Raw genomic sequence first — 14,863 nt, 5'->3', positions numbered from 1 at the left:
AACTGCACTTTGGCACATTCGATGCCGGTGGAGCAGGAGCCACCCACCTCATCCGGTTTGGGCCGATGAGCGTAGTGAGGGCTCATTACTGATGGAAATTGTGACAAGTTTGCCGTATCGGAGCTGCGAAGCTCAGCCGACAAAATTGTCCTCGATAGCCTGATCGACTAAAGTTCTTTTCTAGAAGATATACATTTGTGGAAACACTCAAAGTCGATCCCTTTAGCACGCAGACCAAACACGAGATTGAACAGTATTTGATCTCCGTCAACGAAGGCGAGCGGATTGTAATCCGCAGGACTCAAGTTGTACTTTTGAAACTGAGGATTTTCTGACTGTCTAGCCCCTAGATACCAAGGTTTGTTTAGAGAAATTTCGCTGAAAACTCTTAAAGCCCTCAAGCGAGCGCAAAAGCTCATCTTCGGTAACATTGACCAAATGTTTAGGGTGAGCAAACATCGAAAAAGAACAGGATCTGACTTGGCGGGGTTGGTTGATTGACACGTTTATTCATAATCGCCTTGGCCGTTACCGTTCTAAATACGATGCCAATTTGGCTGGCTGAACTGGCCGAAAAAAGCGGGATTTCCGACGTGGCGGTTGGCCTGTTGGCAAGCGTCGTCATGCTGTGCTCCGCGGTCGGATGTGCGATTGGGGCCGACACGCGAAATAAGGCTTTGCTGCGTGGAGCCGGGATCGTTGCGTTCAGCGGCATTACCGGTGCTGCGACGGTACAGGGTATTTCAACCGCGGTTTTGTTTGTCGGGGCAGGCGGTGTTGGTTTGGCGTTTGGCGTTGTTTTGGCTTTGCCCCTGTCGCGCAGTTTCACAGAGGCAAAGGTACTGCGAACTATTGGCATCGGGATGGCGATCGGGTGTGCCGCTTCGTTCATTCTGTTGGTTGTAGTTCACGTAGCCGAGTGGTCTCTACTGACATTTTTGGCCCTTCTTTCGGCGATACAGATAATCCTGTTGTTTCGGAAAATGCCTGCGCAAAATTATCGCAATAACGGGCATTTCGACTGGAAGCGGGACATTAGCTTGCTGCCCTTTTTCATCTGTATGGGTGCCTATTGGGCCTTTCTCGAAGTATTTTCGGCGGAGCAAGATCTTGGCAGTCTCAGCGCTTGGTTGGCCGCTAGCTTGTTGCTGTCCGGCTTGGGGTCCTGCCTTGCTGGTATCGTGCCCAATCGATTGGGCCTGCGCGCCAAGATAATAGGCCTGTTGCTCGCGGCATTTGCGGGCGGGCTTACCTATTTGTCTAAAACCGAGTTTTTGGTTGGCATGACTATACTGTTAAACGCATTCGGACTTTTCCTGTTCTTCCCGCTCTACCTTGATCGGACGGATACTCCAGCGGCAGGCATGGCACGCTACCTTCTTTGTTTTGCATTAGGTGGCGTGATCGGGAGCCTTGCGATTGCTGTGGGAGGTTACACGGCATTGGCCGCCGCTGTCGTCCTCTCGGGCTTAATTGCTGTACCTGCTATGACGCGTCTGCGGCCTAAGACGGATATTCCGGAATATTGAGCCCCGCCTTGCGCCATCCTTGGATAGCCATTTCACCGCGCTCCGGAGTGATACCGGTCATTGCGAGTTCTTCATAGACGACGTCCTCGAAGATCGGAAACATCTCGCGCATGATCGCAGCCGCCGCGCGGGCTTTTTCAGTATTGCCCAATTCACCGTGGAGCCAGGCAAGGTGCGCCTGATACCAAAAGAAATCGGGCATGGGAAACTTCTCAATCTCTACCAAAGCGGCCTCGGTGAAGCCTTGCGACGCGTATAGCCAGCATCGCGCATAGTGATACCATCCGGGGTGGACTGGGCTCAGGTCAATCGCCCGATCCAACAATTCGACCGCGCGATCATATTCGCCCAGGAACAGATGGCAGGACCCAATCTCGGCCAGAACATCGCAATGGCCGGAATTCAACTCAAGCGCACGCTCGGCGGCGACCCGAAACCCCGCAATATCCATCTGATAGAAGATGGTCAGCGCCAGTGTCATTTGCGCAAAGGCATTCAGGCCGTCGCATTCCACGGCCTTACGCGCAGCTTCTGCCGAGAGCGCCAAAGCGTCGATATCGGGGCGCTGGTTGACGTGATAGCGGTACTCTTCCAGCAGCAGCATGGCATAAGCCGCCCACCCATCCGAAGATTGAGAGTCCGTTTCGAGCGCGTGCTTTAACCTGTCCCGAATGTCCGCATGTATGGAATGATCGTAGGACCGGTAATACTCATAAAACTGCGCAACGAGGAAATAAGTGTCCCAGGACTGGGTGCGTCCGTCGGGCAGGGACCGAGCAATGTTTTTTGCCACAAGGCCGTGGCGACTACCAAGGCGACCGGCAATGAGGGCGGCAATGTCTTCTTGAATATCAAACAGTTCTTCTGGTCCGCTGCCACGATCGAATTGCTCGGTCGCAACCAAGGTACCGTTGCTGGCCTCGGTTACTTGCACGGTCACCCGCAATTGGTTTTGGGACCTTCGAACACTGCCCTCGACAACATGAGTGACCGCATATCGGTCTGACATTTCCGAGTTTGAAGCCTTGTCAGTTGCCAACTGGACGGTTGTGCGATGTGAGAGCAGGGTAAGTTCGCGAAATCGGGACAGATTGGTAATCGTGTCTTCGGTCAAACCTTCGGCCAGAAATCCATCGTCGGAGTTTGTACCGAGACTTTTGAACGGAAGTACCGCAAGCACAATGCCGTCGGGTGTCGGTGTGTTTTGACTTTTGGTGACGGGCATATCGATATCGGCGACAAAGCGAAACCCTGTGCCATGTATCGTCTTGATTGTGTGTTGGTCCCGACCTGTGTCGCCAACTGCTTGGCGAGCTTCTTTCATCGCGGTCGACAAAGTGGCGTCAGTGATGAACCGGCCTTGCCAGACCTGCTCGACCAACTCGTCCTTCAGAACCACTCGGTCTCGGTTGGCAATGAGGTATTCAAGAATTTGCAGGGTCTGCGGGGTAAGACTATTGCAGGCCTCGCCCCGCGATATCTGAAAGAGATCGGTATCAATCGTACAATCATTGAACGCATATTTCATGGCCCGGAACCGATCATGTTTGAAACAATTCTCGTTTGAAACAAGCCTAGCCCTCATACTTTCTCAGGAAAAGCTCAGATGCGGCTCGAGGTTCGAATCCGTGCCGCCGCTATTCCTGTTTCATCCTTAACGGCCTGCTTTGGGGCCTGGAAACAGGAGAATAGTAATGAAATATCGTAATTCGCTACCGCAGTTGAGCGGCACCCAGATGGTGGCTGATGGCGGCCTTGAAACCACCTTGGTCTTTCACGACGGGATCGATCTGCCTCTGTTTGCGGCATTTAAAGCGCTGGAAAGCCAGGAGGGTATCGACGCCATAGACAGATACATGCGCGGGTTCGCCCGGCTGGCTGTAAACTATCGCCGTGGGTTCATAATGGACACTCCGACTTGGCGTGCAAGCCCCCGTTGGGCGGCTGAACTCGGAGTTGACCGTGAGGAACTCAAAGAGGTTCATCGCGAAGTTATCGCAACGCTGGTCAAGATGCGGGACGAGCACGAAACCCCAGAGTCACCCTTTGTGATCAACGGAGTAATCGGGCCACACAGCGACGGTTACGCCCCGACAGAAATAATGAGCGCGACCGATGCTGAAACCTATCACCAGACACAGGTGGGCTGGTTCACCGAGATGGGTGCAGACATGGTTTCGGCCATCACCATGACCTATGTCGAAGAAGCGATCGGCATTGTGCGCGCCGCACAGGCCGCTGATATTCCAGTGGTGATTTCGTTCACCGTCGAGACCGACGGCCGGTTGCCTTCGGGTCAGGAATTGCGCTCTGCCATAGAGCAGGTCGACGCCACCACAAAAGGTGCGGCGGCGTACTTCATGATCAACTGCGCGCATCCCGATCACTTCCGTTCTGTCATAGAGCAGGGCGGCGATTGGACGAAGCGGATCATGGGAGTGCGGGCCAACGCGTCGCGCCTGTCCCATGCCGAGTTGGACGAAGCTGAAGAGTTGGATGACGGGAACCCGCAGGAATTCGGTGAGCTTCATCAGGAGCTTGCAAAAATTCTGCCCAATCTGAGCGTCATCGGCGGGTGCTGTGGCACCGATCATCGTCATGTTGAGCATGTTTGCAAGGCAACCCTGCAACCGATCACTGTAACCGTCTGACCGACGACTTAAATCACATAACCCCGGACCGTGAAATGCAGACTGTCATCGCAATAGGCTCAAGTAGCCGCAAAGCAGCCCGGCTCAGCGGTTCGGGAAAATTCGGGGCGATCACGCCGAACATAGGAGATTATTATGACAACCGAACGTAGTTCTTTTTCTGTCCCGCCCAGCGTGGCGTTTCAACCGATTGGCGCCAAGGCGCCAAATAAAAGGGGAAAGAGTAGCGTCTCATTTGCTGAGGTTTTCGCCAAGCTGTTTTCACGTTTGCGAGGCGCCGTAATTCGTGAATATCGCTTTAGGCGGGATCTCCGGCATGTGTCTCAGCTTGATGAACGAATGCTGAAAGACATTGGCCTGAACCCGGAACTCTTCCACAAGGATTTGCGTTATGGACGTGATAAAAGTTGGAGTTTTTGACCTTTTAGGCTTTGAACGAGTCTTAAAGGGAACGCTTACCCCATAGCGTCAAGGTGTGCTCAAAAATTCTGAGCACACCAACATTCAAGTACCATGGCTAGAGAACTCCGATGCTCGCATGTATTACTTACTTTGGTCCAATTGTTGGCAATACTGTAAGACCCTATCGACAGCTTAGTCCGCTGCCTGAACAGCCACCTGTACCGTAATCAAGTAGGTGTCGCGAATGGCCGAAATGCGGACTGCAACCGCAGCATCAGACGACCGTGCTTAATGTCGGCAATGGGCCGGACTGACATTAGTCTGGGTTGCTGGTTGCAATGTTGTTCCACGGCCTTCGAAGTCGGTTCAGAATCCGAAACAACTAATGCGGCGCGACACATGAACGGGCTCAAACCGCACATTGTTTGTGCTGGCTACGACAGTATCGCCCTTGTTGATTGAGAATTGCGCGAATCCCGTCTGTGATTGGGCTTGCCCAGGCAACGACGCGGCCCTCCAACAAAACTGCCGAATGTCTGGCCGCAGCAGGGGTAAACAGATCAACTTGTTCGTTGCTTGTAATAGGTGTCCTTATGGACAATCAGCCCATCACGGTAGGTCAGGATGTCGACGCTCAGGAACTCTTCTTTTGTGCCATCCTTATGCGTCGCGGTGCGGCGGTATTCGCAGTAGGCTTTGTTGCCCGAGATCGCGCAGTCCAGGGTTTCCCAATGGACGTTTTCGACTTTTTCGAACAGCGCAGAAAATGCACCGCGGATCGTTTCGGTGCCTTCCAGACGCACGCCGTGCTCTTCGGGGCCAATGGCGTGATCAAATGTGGCGTCGTCTGCGAAACGCTTCATCACTGCATCGATGTCGTTGGCGTTAAACGCGTCGCCGACAGCGTCGACGAGGGCTCGGGTCAAAGCGGTCATGATTGCGGTCCTTTTCCATGAAGCATATCGCAAGTGTGTTTGAAGAACGGGCTTGCCGGGTCGACAAGCACGTTCAATTCATCAAAGTGATCGACGTACGGGACGATGTAGAGGCCGACCTTGCGGTCTGCGGTCCCAAATTTTTCGACATACATCCGAGCTTGCCGGTGGAATTCGTCGGTTTCTGAGCCACCGACGACGACCAGCTGCGGCGCATTCGTGATCGGTGGGTGGTTGGTCATCGGGCTTTCCGCTTCGGCCTCTTCCGGGGTCATCCGGATACCGGCATTGAGTGCTTCTGTCAGACGCACCGGTTCAAGGTAGCTGAGCGGAGAAACAGGGATGCCGGATTTGATCAGGTCCGCAGGAAGATCGTCGCCAAAAGCAGGCCAGTCGGTCGCCATCATCATTTGGGTGATATGACCTCCAGCCGAGTGGCCCATCACAGTGATACGGTCTGGATTAATACCCAAATCGCGCGCATTGCGCCAAATAAATGCAATCGCTTCGCGGATTTCTTCAGAAATACGAGTGATGGTCGCCGACGGGCACAGATCATAGCCTATCACAACAACATTGACACCCGCCGCGACAAAGGGCGGTGCAATGAAGCTGTAGATCGACTTGTCGCCGCGCTGCCAATAGCCGCCGTGCACATAAACCAGCGTCGGCGCCTCCGCGTTCTGGCAACGGTAGACATCCAGCTTTTGTTTCTCGCCTTCCCCATAACTGATATCGATGCTGCAATCGGAAGAGGCGCGCGCAGCCTCGCTGTCGCGACTCCAGGCGGGAATGACGGTGACTTCATAATCCGGCCGTCCGGCCCGCAGATTATATTGCGCGTCGAACTCATCAGGGCTGAAGCGGGTGTGATAGGTCAGATGATCGCTCATGACAAAGCCTTGGGTTGGGACGCAGAGAAGAACGCACCGCGGCAAAAGACAAGTGGGGGAACGGGCACATGGGTGTAGTTGATAACACGGCCCAGAAGGATCTCGTGATCGTCTGCGTCGACCCAGCTATGCACCACGCATTCCAATTGTGCCGAGGCACCGGGGATCAAGGGCGTCGCGGTTCCAGGAATCCAATCGGTGTCGGTAAACCGGTTTTCGACATCGCTTGCAAAGTGCATAGCAAGGTCTTCCTGCTCGGCCGACAGGATATTGACCGCAAAATGATCCGATTGCGACAGCGTTGGGAAGACCCGTCCTGACTTTGCAATACAAACCGAAATCACAGGTGGCTCTAACGAGACCGAGGTGAACGAATTGGCGGTCAGGCCCCAGGGTTCACCGTCCACGTCATAGGTGGCGACGATGGTAACACCCGTCGGAAAGGCGCCAAGGGCGTGGCGATAGTCCCGGACGTCCATCATAGAACCCCTTCGTTGGCACAGGCTTTTTCCAGCGCAGCCCATTCGTCGGGGTTAGTCCCGAAAGAACGCATGACGTGATCCTGATACGCGGGACGTTCCGCCAGCCGCTGATACCAGGCCTTGACATTCGGCAAGGGCGGGCGGTCGACCTCGACGTTGAAATAGCGATAGGCCACACACCCCAAGGGAATATCCGCCATGGTAAAGCTGTCGCCGCAGACATAGGCTTTGTCCTCAAGGTGATGGTCCAAAAGGGTCAGGGCGTCATGGGCTTCATCGCGCAGCTTGGCGATCTTTTCCGGGTCACGCTGGTCGGGTTGGGTGCGCACCGTAGCGAAGAACAGGTAAATGACCGGCCCAAAGGCGCGGCTTGCCGACCACTCCATCCACTGATCCGCAACCGCGCGGGTCTGAATGTCGGCAGGGCTGAGCGTTCCTGCCCCGTACCGGTCACAGAGATAGCGCACGATGGCGAGGCTTTCCCACAGCGCAAAATCCCCATCGCGGATCGCGGGGATCATCCTGTTGGGATTGATCTGCGCATACATCTCGGTGTCGAGCTTGCCAAAGCTGCCCCCGGCAAGTTGCAGCGTGTAGTCCAACCCCAGCTCATTCGCTGTCCAGATCACCGGAATGACATTCGATGAATACGGGCGCCCCCAAATCTCAAGCATGCTCCAGCATCCTTTTCTGACCGATGGACTGCGTGCCGAACTTGGGAACGACATGCTCAAACAGACGATGCCAGCTGGCCAGAATTTTCTCGTAAGGCACACCGGTGTATTGCTGCATAAGCATGAGGTGATCGAGCCCGATGGTTTCCTGCCGCTCTGCAAACCGATCCGCGACATATTCAGCGTCGCCCACCACGATGATCCCGCGTTTGTTGAGGAAGTCGAACCAGTCCATGTCCTCATCTTCAGGGGTCATTTCTTCGCCGACATCCAGATAGCCGTGCTTGGTCCATTCTCCCTTGGGACGCGACCCGCCGAGGAATTCGTAATAGGCATTGATCGGACCACGAATTGTGTTCACCGCTTCTTCCATGCTTTCACCGATATAAAAAGCCGTGCAGACACCGACGCCCTCGCCAAGCTTCACCTCGCGCCCTTCGCGTTGCGACAGGGCCTGGCGGTAAGGCTCCCAACAGGCCAGCGTCGCCTTGGGGCCAGCCGCCATCGAGATCACACCCCAACCGCGCTCTCCGGCCAGTTTGAATGTGGGCGGTGCATTCGACATCAGCCAGACCGGTGGATGAGGGTTAGAATAGGGGCGTGGATGGACATACATTGCTTTGTATTCGCCATCCTCGTCGTGATAGCGCGCATCCAGCGGATCAAAGAAACGATTGGTCTCTTTCCAGCCGGGGACCGGGAACTGATAGAACTCGCCGTGATGCGTAAAGGTCTCGTTGGTCCAGGCCTTCAGAATGATCTCGAGGCTTTCTTGATAGAGTCGCATCACCTTGGCGTTGTCGCGCCGATCCGCATCCTTGTTGAACTGGATGGTCGAACGCTCATTGATGCCCTTGGCCACACCGAAATCGAACCGGCCTTTGGTCATGTTATCAATCATCGCGGCATCTTCTGCTACGCGCAATGGGTGCCAGTCGGGCAGGACGATGGGGGCCGTTCCAACGCGCAGTTTCTTACACTGCGCCGCGACATGGGTGCACATTTGGATCGGGTTGGGCGGCGCATTCATGTAACCGTTATGGGCAAAATGATGCTCGGTGAACCATGCAGTTGTGAAACCCGCCTCTTCAGCCAACGAGCACTGTTCGAGGATCATCTCCAGCGTGCGCGTCCATGGAATCGTCTCGCCGGGGCTAAAATTCGCAATCAAATCAAAGCGCATAACATTCTCCCTGTCGGTGGAAAATCAGTTGATTTTCCCTCTTCTTTTCAACTAAGTTGATTTGCGCTCGAAAAGTCAACTAAAATCATTTATTCTGAAGTCATGAAAAGTGACGTGTCCCAGACCGACGCCCAAAGGCTCGGCAGTGAAATTCGCGAAGTGCGCAAAGCGCGTGGACTGACCTTGCAGCACCTGTCCGAGGTGGTGTCGTGTTCCAAAGCCTATCTCAGCCGGATTGAGCTTGGGGCGGCCAAGGTGTCGGACGACCTGCTTGGCGAAATCAGCGATGCGCTTGCAGTTGACCCCAATTGGTTCTTTCCCAAACAGGAAGGCAACGGTCCGCTTGAGCGAAAACACGTCGTGCGACGCGAGAACCGCCGGGCGCTGTCTGCGATGTACACGCGCTCAACAGATGAATTGGGCTTTGAGGACGAATTACTTTCCAGCACATTGTCCGGCCACTGCTATTTGATCCTATCACGGTTCCGCCCCGGCGCAGGAGAACCGCCCGAGCCACTGGAAGGCTATTCCTTTGAAGGTGAACAACACGCCATAGTTCTAAGCGGTGAAGTTGAGCTACGTCTCGGGGACGAGATCATTTCATTGCGCGAAGGAGACAGCTTTTCCTACCCATCCATGATCGCGCATCGCTTTCGCAACAAGACAGAGAAAGAGGCAACAATGATCTGGGCGATGTCGCCGATCCGTATCACGTGGTGACGGTTGGCCTGCTATTGCTAATGCAAGAACTGCTTTTGTGTATGGCGCACTAGGGTCAAGATTCATGACCAATAGATGACGGTTGCTGCGAGTGCGATTGCGGAGAGGAAGACTTTGGGACAGCGATCATAACGTGTCGCTACACGCCTCCAGTCCTTGAGCCTACCAAACATGATCTCAATACGGTTGCGCCGTTTGTATCGGCGCTTGTCATACTTCACGGTTGTCTTGCGTTGCTTTCGATCTGGAATGCAGGCGCTTATTCCTTTGTCTTTCAACGCGTCTCGGAACCAGTCCGCATCATAGCCGCGATCCCCGAGCAGCCAGTCGACAGCTGGAATACTGCTCAGTAGCGCTCGCGCACCGATGTAGTCACTGACTTGGCCAGCGGTGACAAAAAGGCTGATCGGTCGCCCTTGGCTGTCACAGATAGCATGCAGTTTGGTATTCATGCCGCCCTTGGTTCGGCCAATCAGGCGGCCACGCCCCCCTTTTTCGCGGCCATGCTGGTCGCGGTACGATGTGCTTTCAGATAGGTCGCGTTGATCATCACGGTCTTTTCCTCGCCGTGCTCGGCTGTCAAGCCGACCATCATCCGAGCGAAGATACCTTTCTCACTCCAACGCTTCCACCGGCTATAAAGCGTTTCCGGGGCTTACGCGGCCCCACTGGGGCCACGGTCCCCTTCAACTGTGAGGTCCGTACTCTTTGGGAGCGTCACGCCACCGCAATCCATTGCGATTGATGAAGATAATCCCGCTCAGCACCCTCTTGTCATCAACCCGTGGCTTGCCATGCGACCGCGGGAAGAAAGGGGAAAGTTTGGCCATCTGCTCGTCAGTCAGCCAGAAAAGGTCGCTCCTATCACCGCTCCGTTTTTCGAACCGTGAATCATGCAGCGCTTTGAAAATCAATGCATCCTGACCCTAGGTGTGAAATCATTGCCATAAGCGGAGGAGATTTCAATGTCGGACAATGCTGTACAGCGACGGCTCGCGGCTATTCTTGCCGCTGATGTAGTGGGCTACAGCCGGTTGATGGGGGAGGATGAAACGGGTACGCTGACCCGGCTGCGGCGCCTCCAAACTGAGTTGATTGAACCTTTGCTGGCCGAGCATAGCGGTCGTCTGGTCAAGTTGATGGGTGACGGGTTTTTGGTCGAATTCCCTTCGGTTGTCGCCGCCGTCAGCTGCGCCGTTTCGATCCAAAGACACGTGGCCGAACGGACGCTCGACAGTGACGATGGCGAGCGCCTGCAGCTTCGCATCGGCATCAATGTCGGCGATATCATCATCGAAGACGACGATATCTACGGTGACGGTGTCAATATCGCCTCGCGCCTTGAAGGCTTGGCCGAACCCGGCGGCATCTGCGTGAGCCAGAACGTATACGAACAGATTCGCGACAAGCTGTCGTTCCGCTTCAGCGACCTCGGCGAGCGCGAAGTCAAGAATATCGCCCGTCCGGTGCGTGTTTTTCAGGTCTTATCGAGCAAAGACGGCGCCCCAGCAGTCTCAGCCGAGCACCGCCGCCCGCCGCGCTGGGTGCTGATCGCCGCCACGCTGGTGCTGCTCCTCGCCCTTGGCGTCGGCGGCGCTTGGTGGTGGCTGCCGGGACTAGCCGGCGGTGGGGGCGGGAAGGAGCCGTCGGTTGCGGACGCACCGGTGATCGCCGTGCTGCCTTTTGACAACCTCTCGGACGATTCTGCCCAGGACTATTTCGCCAATGGCCTGAGCGAGGATCTGATTACCGATCTGTCCAAGCTGCGCGGGCTCACCGTCATCGCCCGCAACTCGAGCTTCGCTTTCAAAGGAAAGCAACTCGATGTGCGGGAAATCGGCGAAAAACTGGGAGTTCGATTTCTGATTGAAGGTAGTGTACGTAAGGCAGGCGATCGGTTGAGGGTAAACGCACAGTTGATTGACGCGGTTTCAGGTAATCATCTCTGGGCCGAGCGCTGGGATCGACCCAATGGCGATATATTTGCGGTTCAGGATGAACTGACAAGCAAGATCGTCGAGACTCTGGACGTCAAACTATCCGAGGGCGAGCAGGCCCGTCGCTGGCGTGGTCAAACAAAGGATACACGGGCGTATGATCTCTACCTGCAGGGCCGCGCATTGAGATTAACTTTCAGTGAGCAGGATGTTGTTAGCGCACTGCCATTGATCGAGGAAGCCTTGACCCGAGATCCGGGTTTTGCCGCTGCCTGGGTAGAACTCGGATGGCTTTACTGGTCTCACGTGTGGCTTGGCATGACCGATGATATCGAAAGCTACAAACAAAAGTCCCTGGATGCCACGAACAGGGCCATCGCTGCCGACCCCGATTTCGGGGATCCACATATGTTGTTAGCCGAGATTGCCTTGTACGAAGAAGATTTCGGAAAGGCCTCTCAACAAGCGGAAATTGCTGTCGAACTGTACCCTGGAAATGCCGACAATCTGATAATTCTGGCGTACTATACCTCTGAATCATCTCGTACCGAGGAAGCGTTGAAGCTGACGCAACGCGCATTTCGTCTCAATCCACTGCCACCCCCGTACTATTACAGTATTCGCGGAATCGTTTTAACCAGCTTAAACCGCTTTGACGAAGCCGACGAGGCATTCGGGCATTGTCTCGAACTGGCGCCTGAATACGTTTCCTGTTACCGATATCGTACAGTGATGCATCTCGAAGCCAACGATATAGAAGCAGCCAGAGAAGCGGCGAGGGAGGTGCTTCGAGTATTTCCGAACTACAGCATCTCCAAACACGAGTTCTGGCACAAGCAAACCACTGACCCGGCCGAACGGCAACGCCGGATAGATCTTTTGAAATCGGCGGGCCTACCGGAATAAGAGCTCGAGCTGCGCGCACAGATATATCGTTACAGCAGCTCGCGTTGTTACATAATGTGAGCTGAAACTGGCTATGTTTGCGCGCTCCAACAGCTAAGGCTGCCGCCTCGCGCTCTTCAATCAAAATAATTCTGGCCGTGGCTCGGCAAGAGCCTGCGCCCGCACCAAGACCAGAACGATTTTGATTTCCGTTTGCTACCTGCTTCTCGGCGAAAGCCAGGGATGCAATGGGATTGCACCCGCATATTAGAAAAGAGTTTTTTTGGACCGAAAAACGGGCAAATGGCCTGCACCTAGCGCGAAAATCGCTACCTTTACCGTTAGTGCCCCTAAATTTGGGAAACCGTGGGGACCCTCGCCACCCGAATAAGAACCTTTCAAGAATTCAGCATTCAGACAAATGGCCGTGGTGCTGTCGCTGTCCCAAGTCTGGGAGAGGTAAATAGGGTTGCTCTTTAGAAATGCCTGCGAAACCTCGCAGGCCTGCCACATGGCGAATGTGGGGTAACAAGGGCCGTTCCACACCTGAGCGAGGTGGGGCAATCGAAAAGATGTTGCGGTTGCTCCGACGTCAGCTTTCCATGCGCCTAGCGGTCGCGTCTTCCCACCCTTTGAGCAATGCAGCCCGGCGGCCTGGGTACTTCTGGCCCAACACTTTCAGCTCCTCGACCCTTTCGGTCTTGAAATGCCGGTAATCGTCTTTGGTTTCGCACCATCCGACCAGGTATCGAGTGCGATCCAGAAACGCGATCAGCAGTGGCCAGACAATCCGGTCTGTCGTATTGCCGTTGCGGTCAGTGTAGATGAGTTGCAGCCTGTAGCGCTCTCGAATGGCGTGACGCAGCAGGGCGCTGTCGAAACGTTCGGACACCTTAGCGCGCGTTTGGATGGGCTTTGTGCTTCCGTCCAGCACGACAGGACGAAGCTCTTTCGGGATGGCCGAGGAGAGCTTTGACACAAGATCACGCGCAGCCCGAGCGAGCGAGGGGTCTGCCTCAGAGGCCACCCATGCGGCACCAAGGGCCGCAGCCTCCAGTTCATCTGCCGTGAGCATCAGGGGCGGCATGTCATAGCCATCGTCAAGCACGTAACCGATCCCCGCTTCGCCCGTGATGGGGATGCGTTGGGCATGAAGCTCCGCCATATCGCGATAAAGCGTGCTAAGGGATATCTCCAATTCATCTGCCAACTCCCGTCCTGTGATCGGCGACCGGATAGACCGCAGTATTTGGATAATCTGGAACAGGCGTTCAGTGCGACGCATTTTTAGGATCTCCTCTCACACTGCTGTCATAACGGTGAGAGGAGGGAAGTTCTAGGACAGGCTCAGAAATCGAAAAACGCAAACAAACGGAGCCGAAAATGATCCACCATGAACGCAACCTGACTATCGACGCAGCCCCAGAAGCCGTGTGGGCGGTGCTGAGCCAATACATGCATATCGATGAGTTCGCGCCGCAGATCACGTCGGTCGATGCTCTGACGGACGGCGAAGTTGGTCTGGGCTCAAAGCGCCGCAACCACTTTGTGAATGGTACGTCTGTGGTTGAAGAGGTGACAATTTGGAAGCCGGGTAGCGGCTACACGGTCAAGCTGTCTGACATGGCTGCGATGCCACTGCACGAAGCCAATTCCGAAATCCGCATCACCCCGACAGGTGGCCAATCAAAGGTAACTTGGACCTTCGATTATCGCGTGAAATACGGGCCGATTGGATGGCTGATGGGGCAAACCATGATGAAAATCATGATGGGAAAGATCATTGATGCAAACCTTCAAGGTCTGTCAGAGAAGGTTCGCGCTACATGAGCAAAATCAAAAAAGCAGTCATTTCTCTATTGGAGACGAATGACTGCTCTGTTGCGCATACCGGAATTTACAAAGCTTGGTTTTGAATGTCCACTTCGGGCTGTCACTGGTCGCTACCCATGGCGCAGAGAATGGCAGCGCCAAGATAAGCAAACCAATAAGCCAAGGCGACTCCTCCCGCCCCGCCGACAATGTTGCCCAGAGTAACCCACAATGGATTGGTCGCCGCTGAGAAAACCGGCACAGTTGCCCCCGCTGCCCATCCCTGTGGGAAGAAATACATGTTCGCAATCGAATGCTCGAGCCCCAGCAACACAAAAGCAGTGACGGGCCACAAGACGGCCAGAACTTTGCCGGCGACGCTGCGGGCGGCGAAGGACAGCCATACGGCAAGGCATACCAGCCCGTTACACAATGCGCCGCGGGCGAAAGCCTCCATCGGTTCCAACTCCGCCTTGGCATCGGCTATCCCCACGGCGGTGCTACCCATCGGCCCCTCGAGCATGCCGGTCAGAGAGAAGGCCAATGCAAGCCCGATGGCGCCCGCGAAGTTTCCGGCGTAGACGATGCCCCAGCTTCGAAACAGCAGTCGCAGCGGTATCTTGTGGTCGACCGCTGCGATCACCATCAAAACATTGCCGGTGAATAATTCTGCACCACCTGCGATCACTAGGATAAGACCAAGGGTGTCAACGGCGGTGAGAAAGTCGGCCACGGGGCGGAGCAAAAGTCGTCCACTGCT

The 14,863-nt window shown here is 55.1% G+C and carries 14 protein-coding genes and 1 pseudogene; 6 read left to right on the top strand and 9 right to left on the bottom strand.

The window, feature by feature from the left end:
* Nucleotides 1–497: 497 nt before the first annotated feature.
* Nucleotides 498–1,529, top strand: coding sequence for a hypothetical protein (locus GOX66_RS24100; protein WP_170766241.1), 1,032 nt, complete (start codon nt 498–500; stop codon nt 1,527–1,529).
* On the opposite strand, the gene GOX66_RS24095 is transcribed toward GOX66_RS24100, so the two are convergent.
* Complete coding sequence (locus GOX66_RS24095) at nt 1,504–3,057, bottom strand: winged helix-turn-helix domain-containing tetratricopeptide repeat protein (RefSeq protein ID WP_170766239.1); 1,554 nt, start codon at nt 3,055–3,057, stop codon at nt 1,504–1,506. The genes GOX66_RS24100 and GOX66_RS24095 overlap by 26 nt on opposite strands.
* Nucleotides 3,058–3,223: 166 nt before the next feature.
* On the opposite strand from GOX66_RS24095, the gene GOX66_RS24090 reads away from it, so the two are divergent.
* On the top strand, nt 3,224–4,180 hold the full coding sequence (locus GOX66_RS24090) for a homocysteine S-methyltransferase family protein (RefSeq protein WP_170766238.1): 957 nt from the start codon (nt 3,224–3,226) through the stop codon (nt 4,178–4,180).
* A 135-nt stretch (nt 4,181–4,315) separates the two neighbouring features.
* A complete protein-coding gene (locus GOX66_RS24085; RefSeq protein ID WP_170766237.1) occupies nt 4,316–4,600 on the top strand; it encodes a DUF1127 domain-containing protein in 285 nt (94 codons plus the stop codon).
* Nucleotides 4,601–5,142: 542 nt separating this feature from the next.
* Here GOX66_RS24085 and GOX66_RS24080 read toward each other — a convergent pair.
* From GOX66_RS24080 to GOX66_RS24060, 5 genes are read right to left on the bottom strand one after another with little or no spacing between them, the layout of a single operon-like run.
* Nucleotides 5,143–5,517, bottom strand: coding sequence for a nuclear transport factor 2 family protein (locus GOX66_RS24080; protein WP_170766236.1), 375 nt, complete (start codon nt 5,515–5,517; stop codon nt 5,143–5,145).
* Nucleotides 5,514–6,410, bottom strand: coding sequence for an alpha/beta hydrolase (locus GOX66_RS24075; RefSeq protein WP_170766235.1), 897 nt, complete (start codon nt 6,408–6,410; stop codon nt 5,514–5,516). Before GOX66_RS24075 ends, GOX66_RS24080 begins: the two co-directional genes overlap by 4 nt.
* A complete protein-coding gene (locus GOX66_RS24070; RefSeq protein ID WP_170766234.1) occupies nt 6,407–6,892 on the bottom strand; it encodes a flavin reductase family protein in 486 nt (161 codons plus the stop codon). Before GOX66_RS24070 ends, GOX66_RS24075 begins: the two co-directional genes overlap by 4 nt.
* Entirely contained in the window at nt 6,889–7,566 is a 678-nt protein-coding gene (locus GOX66_RS24065) for a glutathione S-transferase family protein (RefSeq protein WP_170766233.1), read from the bottom strand. The genes GOX66_RS24070 and GOX66_RS24065 overlap by 4 nt, the downstream gene beginning before the upstream one ends.
* Complete coding sequence (locus tag GOX66_RS24060; RefSeq protein ID WP_170766232.1) at nt 7,559–8,749, bottom strand: LLM class flavin-dependent oxidoreductase; 1,191 nt, start codon at nt 8,747–8,749, stop codon at nt 7,559–7,561. The genes GOX66_RS24065 and GOX66_RS24060 overlap by 8 nt, the downstream gene beginning before the upstream one ends.
* Before the next feature lie 114 nt (nt 8,750–8,863).
* Between GOX66_RS24060 and GOX66_RS24055 the strand changes: the two genes are divergently transcribed.
* A complete protein-coding gene (locus GOX66_RS24055) occupies nt 8,864–9,469 on the top strand; it encodes a cupin domain-containing protein (RefSeq protein WP_170766231.1) in 606 nt (201 codons plus the stop codon).
* 62 nt (nt 9,470–9,531) lie between these two features.
* Here GOX66_RS24055 and GOX66_RS24050 read toward each other — a convergent pair.
* Nucleotides 9,532–10,368: pseudogene (locus tag GOX66_RS24050) on the bottom strand (IS5 family transposase).
* A gap of 66 nt (nt 10,369–10,434) precedes the next feature.
* On the opposite strand from GOX66_RS24050, the gene GOX66_RS24045 reads away from it, so the two are divergent.
* Nucleotides 10,435–12,312, top strand: a complete 1,878-nt coding sequence (locus GOX66_RS24045) for an adenylate/guanylate cyclase domain-containing protein (RefSeq protein ID WP_170766230.1) — start codon at nt 10,435–10,437, stop codon at nt 12,310–12,312.
* Nucleotides 12,313–12,883: 571 nt separating this feature from the next.
* Here the strand turns inward: GOX66_RS24045 and GOX66_RS24040 are convergent.
* On the bottom strand, nt 12,884–13,576 hold the full coding sequence (locus GOX66_RS24040) for a helix-turn-helix transcriptional regulator (RefSeq protein ID WP_170766228.1): 693 nt from the start codon (nt 13,574–13,576) through the stop codon (nt 12,884–12,886).
* A 98-nt stretch (nt 13,577–13,674) separates the two neighbouring features.
* Between GOX66_RS24040 and GOX66_RS24035 the strand changes: the two genes are divergently transcribed.
* Entirely contained in the window at nt 13,675–14,121 is a 447-nt protein-coding gene (locus GOX66_RS24035; RefSeq protein WP_170766226.1) for an SRPBCC family protein, read from the top strand.
* 103 nt (nt 14,122–14,224) lie between these two features.
* Here GOX66_RS24035 and GOX66_RS24030 read toward each other — a convergent pair.
* A partial coding sequence (locus GOX66_RS24030; RefSeq protein WP_170766224.1) for a formate/nitrite transporter family protein occupies nt 14,225–14,863 on the bottom strand: 639 nt, incomplete at its 5' end.

It is taken from the genome of Ruegeria lacuscaerulensis, from assembly GCF_013031245.1.
GTDB lineage: Bacteria > Pseudomonadota > Alphaproteobacteria > Rhodobacterales > Rhodobacteraceae > Ruegeria > Ruegeria lacuscaerulensis_C.
Note: the sequence above shows the minus strand (reverse complement) of the source record. Positions and strands in the feature narration are given on the sequence as shown.

What these genes read in the sequence shown, in the direction of transcription:
- GOX66_RS24095 (WP_170766239.1), bottom strand. Translation starts at nt 3,057, where the DNA reads ATGAAATATGCGTTCAATGATTGTACGATTGATACCGATCTCTTTCAG.
- GOX66_RS24090 (WP_170766238.1), top strand. Translation starts at nt 3,224, where the DNA reads ATGAAATATCGTAATTCGCTACCGCAGTTGAGCGGCACCCAGATGGTG.
- GOX66_RS24085 (WP_170766237.1), top strand. Translation starts at nt 4,316, where the DNA reads ATGACAACCGAACGTAGTTCTTTTTCTGTCCCGCCCAGCGTGGCGTTT.
- GOX66_RS24080 (WP_170766236.1), bottom strand. Translation starts at nt 5,517, where the DNA reads ATGACCGCTTTGACCCGAGCCCTCGTCGACGCTGTCGGCGACGCGTTT.
- GOX66_RS24075 (WP_170766235.1), bottom strand. Translation starts at nt 6,410, where the DNA reads ATGAGCGATCATCTGACCTATCACACCCGCTTCAGCCCTGATGAGTTC.
- GOX66_RS24070 (WP_170766234.1), bottom strand. Translation starts at nt 6,892, where the DNA reads ATGATGGACGTCCGGGACTATCGCCACGCCCTTGGCGCCTTTCCGACG.
- GOX66_RS24065 (WP_170766233.1), bottom strand. Translation starts at nt 7,566, where the DNA reads ATGCTTGAGATTTGGGGGCGCCCGTATTCATCGAATGTCATTCCGGTG.
- GOX66_RS24060 (WP_170766232.1), bottom strand. Translation starts at nt 8,749, where the DNA reads ATGCGCTTTGATTTGATTGCGAATTTTAGCCCCGGCGAGACGATTCCA.
- GOX66_RS24045 (WP_170766230.1), top strand. Translation starts at nt 10,435, where the DNA reads ATGTCGGACAATGCTGTACAGCGACGGCTCGCGGCTATTCTTGCCGCT.
- GOX66_RS24040 (WP_170766228.1), bottom strand. Translation starts at nt 13,576, where the DNA reads ATGCGTCGCACTGAACGCCTGTTCCAGATTATCCAAATACTGCGGTCT.
- GOX66_RS24035 (WP_170766226.1), top strand. Translation starts at nt 13,675, where the DNA reads ATGATCCACCATGAACGCAACCTGACTATCGACGCAGCCCCAGAAGCC.